At 66.2% G+C, this 3,207-nt stretch carries 4 protein-coding genes and 1 pseudogene; 3 read left to right on the top strand and 2 right to left on the bottom strand.

Annotated features, from left to right (window positions below):
* Positions 1-132: 132 nt before the first annotated feature.
* Positions 133-258, top strand: a complete 126-nt coding sequence (locus ACIA8X_RS46840; RefSeq protein ID WP_393462896.1) for a hypothetical protein — start codon at positions 133-135, stop codon at positions 256-258.
* Between the two features lie 93 nt (positions 259-351).
* Positions 352-807, top strand: a complete 456-nt coding sequence (locus ACIA8X_RS46835; RefSeq protein ID WP_393462897.1) for a single-stranded DNA-binding protein — start codon at positions 352-354, stop codon at positions 805-807.
* A gap of 83 nt (positions 808-890) precedes the next feature.
* Here ACIA8X_RS46835 and ACIA8X_RS46830 read toward each other — a convergent pair whose 3' ends face one another.
* Entirely contained in the window at positions 891-1,076 is a 186-nt protein-coding gene (locus ACIA8X_RS46830; protein ID WP_393462898.1) for a DUF397 domain-containing protein, read from the bottom strand.
* A 40-nt stretch (positions 1,077-1,116) separates the two neighbouring features.
* Positions 1,117-2,229, bottom strand: a pseudogene (locus tag ACIA8X_RS46825) (IS701 family transposase).
* A gap of 166 nt (positions 2,230-2,395) precedes the next feature.
* Between ACIA8X_RS46825 and ACIA8X_RS46820 the strand changes: the two are divergent.
* Positions 2,396-2,800, top strand: a complete 405-nt coding sequence (locus ACIA8X_RS46820) for a type II toxin-antitoxin system PemK/MazF family toxin (protein WP_283968348.1) — start codon at positions 2,396-2,398, stop codon at positions 2,798-2,800.
* The last annotated feature ends 407 nt before the right edge of the window (positions 2,801-3,207 follow it).

Here is a 3,207-nt window from a genome sequence, read left to right as displayed (position 1 = left end):
TGAGACTTCGAACACCTCCCCCAACGGCACGGGAGCCTCGTGCGTTGCGCACACCACCGGCGTCACCCGGTCGATGGCCGAGCTGAAAACGCTCACTCAACGGTTGCTCTCCATCCTGATGGCGCACTGACGTTGGGGTACCAGGTGGACACGGGCCATGTCTCCGTCCCGGGTCTTCCCGACGACGTTGAGGACACCGCGCAGATCATCACCGACCACGAGGCCGTCCAGACACCTGCCGAGCTCACCAGCTCGTAGCCTGAAGCACCACCTGTTGTGGTGGCCGGCCCCAAGCCTCCGGAGAAGGCCACCACGGAGCGCGCACCAGGTGCGTATCCGGACGACCGCCCAATGATCCAGCGCGTTGCGACAGCAGAACCTGATCCCACGAGCAACGGTCACGTCCAGCCTGCACCCAAGGTGCGAGAGGCCGAGACTTCCAGCAGTTCCCAAGGCGAGCACCCACTCGACCGGGCTGCCCGTATCAGGGAGCAGGACCAGGCCCGTAGGGAGCCCGCGGCGGACGCCTCGGAGACCAAGGAAGCTGATGGCCAGCGCGTGAAGCTGGTCGGCCGGCTTGGACGCACCCCGACCATCCGAACCACCGCCTCAGGCAAGCTGGTTGGCAAGTTCCCCCTGGCCGTGCACCTGGAGAACGGCGAGACCGAGTGGCACGACGTCCTCGCCTTCGGCGACCGGGCTGCTGTACTCCAGAAGCGCGCGGAATCAGAGGAACTCGTCAAAGGCCGTGAGGTCGAGGTCGTCGGCAATGTCCACGAGCAGGTGTGCTGCCCGTACGGCGGATAAGCCTGCGGCCGACCTGGCTCCCAGCACGATACAGGCCACCGGCCAGAGCATCAGGGCGATGAGCAGGCTGGTTAGTGGTGTCGCTACAGCGGTAGCTGCTTCGTGAACTCGACGAAGCGCGCCCAGCTGGCCGGCCGAAGGACCATGAGCCCGTGCTCTCGGTCCTTGGTGTCTCGGTCCCTGACCGCGGTGGGGTCGTTGTCGGCGACCTCAACGCAGTTCTCGGTTCCTGTGTAGGAGCTGGTGCGCCAGTTGGGATTCAAAGTCACGGGTTGGTCCTCCTAGTACTCCAGCCGTAGATCGTGATCTTCATGCTTGAGCGGCTTGTCGTCGGTAGTGGCTGGTCTGGGATCGGGCCTGGTGGCGGCGTCGCCAGACGGACCAGCCAAGCCGGTGGACAGGGTCAAAGACGCGTTGGATGACGAGCGTGATGAACAGTCGTTGGATCTCGTTGCAGGTGAGCGGTATCAGCTTGTCGGGTGAGGGATGACGGTCGTGTTCGTTCGCGCGGACGACGGCGAGGAAGGCGTGCGCGCGCACCAGGGTGGTCAGCGGCACTGCGGCCGGCGAGTAGCAGCGGTAGTACGCGAGTTCGCCGGTGCTGCGGTTGCGGCGGATCAGCAACTGCTGGCTCCCGGGCCGGGGGTCGGTGAGGTCGATGACGGCCCAGTCGTAGAAGCGGTGGCCCTTGGCTCCGACCCCTGCGGACACCTTCTGCCAGGCCCTCTTGGGCACCTTCCTGGCCAGCGTGTCCGCCCGGAACTTCCCGGCGCCTGTGGTGACTTCGTGCGAGCAGGCCACCGCTAGGACGTAGCCGGTGCGGCGTTCCTCCAGCGCGGCGCGCAGCCTCGGGTTGCCGCCGTAGACCTCGTCTCCCGCGACCCATGCGGCACGGTGGCCCGCGTCCAGGAATCGGGTGACCATGCGGGCGGCCAGCTCTGGCTTGGTCGCGAACTCCGTCTTGTCACCGAGTCCGGCGGCCCGGCAGCGGTCGGGGTCGGAGGTCCAGGAACGCGGAACATAGAGTTCCCGGTCGATCGCCGCGTGCCCTCGCGGGGTCGAGTAGGCGAGGTAAACGGCTACCTGGCTGTTCTCGACGCGTCCGGCGGTGCCGGTGTACTGGCGCTGGACACCGACAGTGTCGGTGCCCTTCTTCACGTCGCCGGTCTAGTCGACCACCAGCACCGCCTCGTCGTCGTGCAGATGCTCCACCACGTAGTCACCCACGTCGTCGCGGACCTGGTCGGCGTCCCACTTGGCCCGCCCGAGCAGGTGCTGCATGCCGTCCGGGGTCCTGTCCCCGGCCCACTCGGCGATGGTCCAGCAGTTCTTGCGCGGCAGGTCCGACAGCAGGCCGAGTACCAACTTCCGGGCTCGGCGCCGGGATTCGACCCGCGTGAACCGTCCCGCTATCCGGCTCATCAGGCCCTCGAACGCCTCCTGCCAGTGGGCAGGGTTTACGCTGTGACCTGCGGCCACCGCGTGATCTTCAGTCTTCACACACCGATGATCAACGGTGGCCGCACCCGTCTCCACAGCGCGTCAGGCTCGCGCAGCGTCTGTCTGCCGTCCTGTGTCTGGAGGACTTGTGCAACGTGGCGAAGTCTGGTGGGTCCAGTTCGACGAGCGGAGGTTGGTCGTACTGCTGTCGGGAGACGACGCGTCCGGGATCCGGGTGATGCAGGTCGTCGCTCCGGCGGGCGTCGACATTAGCGGTCTGGGCATCGAAGTGATGGTGGGCGCCGGTGAAGGAGTGCCGTTCGAAGGCGTGCTGCGGCTCGCGTTCCCGCGTCCAGGCTTCACCCCTTGCACGTGGCTGACCACTGTGTCACGGGACGACCTGATAGAGCGGGCGGCCGTCCTGTCCTCGGCGAAGCTCAGCGAGATTGACGATGCCCTCCGACTCGCTGAACAAGCGCAGGAGCAGACCCCGGCGACGACCGCGAAGCTCAGCGAGATAAGGGACGCCCTCCGTCTCGGTGAACTCGGGTAGAGGGAGAAGGAGCCGACGGCGTGGGCGGTCTCGGCCAGATGGTCGACGCTGTCCGACTGTCGCCTCGGCGCCCCTCACCATCGAGATCACGATCTACGGCTGGAGTACTAGTCGGTTGGCATTCTGTCGAAGTGTTGGATCGCGGTGGCTGAGCGATGCCACAACGACGGGGCCTCGGAGGACAGAAAGGCCCAGTGGATCGTCTCGCAGGCATCCCGTGCGTCCATCTGCGGCAGTGATGTTGTCGTGAGGCTCCCCGACGCAGATTGGGAAATGGAGCCTGATGGTTGGCTCGTGGAGCTTGGCGGCTCCGGTTGCGTCCAGGGAAGTGGTGTACGGGTTCGACCTGATCCGGGGGTTTGCTCCGGCTTCTGGCTGATGCCCGCATAGATGAACGGCCACCGGCT

Source organism: Streptomyces sp. NPDC051738 (assembly GCF_044453205.1).
GTDB lineage: Bacteria > Actinomycetota > Actinomycetes > Streptomycetales > Streptomycetaceae > Streptomyces.
Note: the sequence above shows the minus strand (reverse complement) of the source record. Positions and strands in the feature narration are given on the sequence as shown.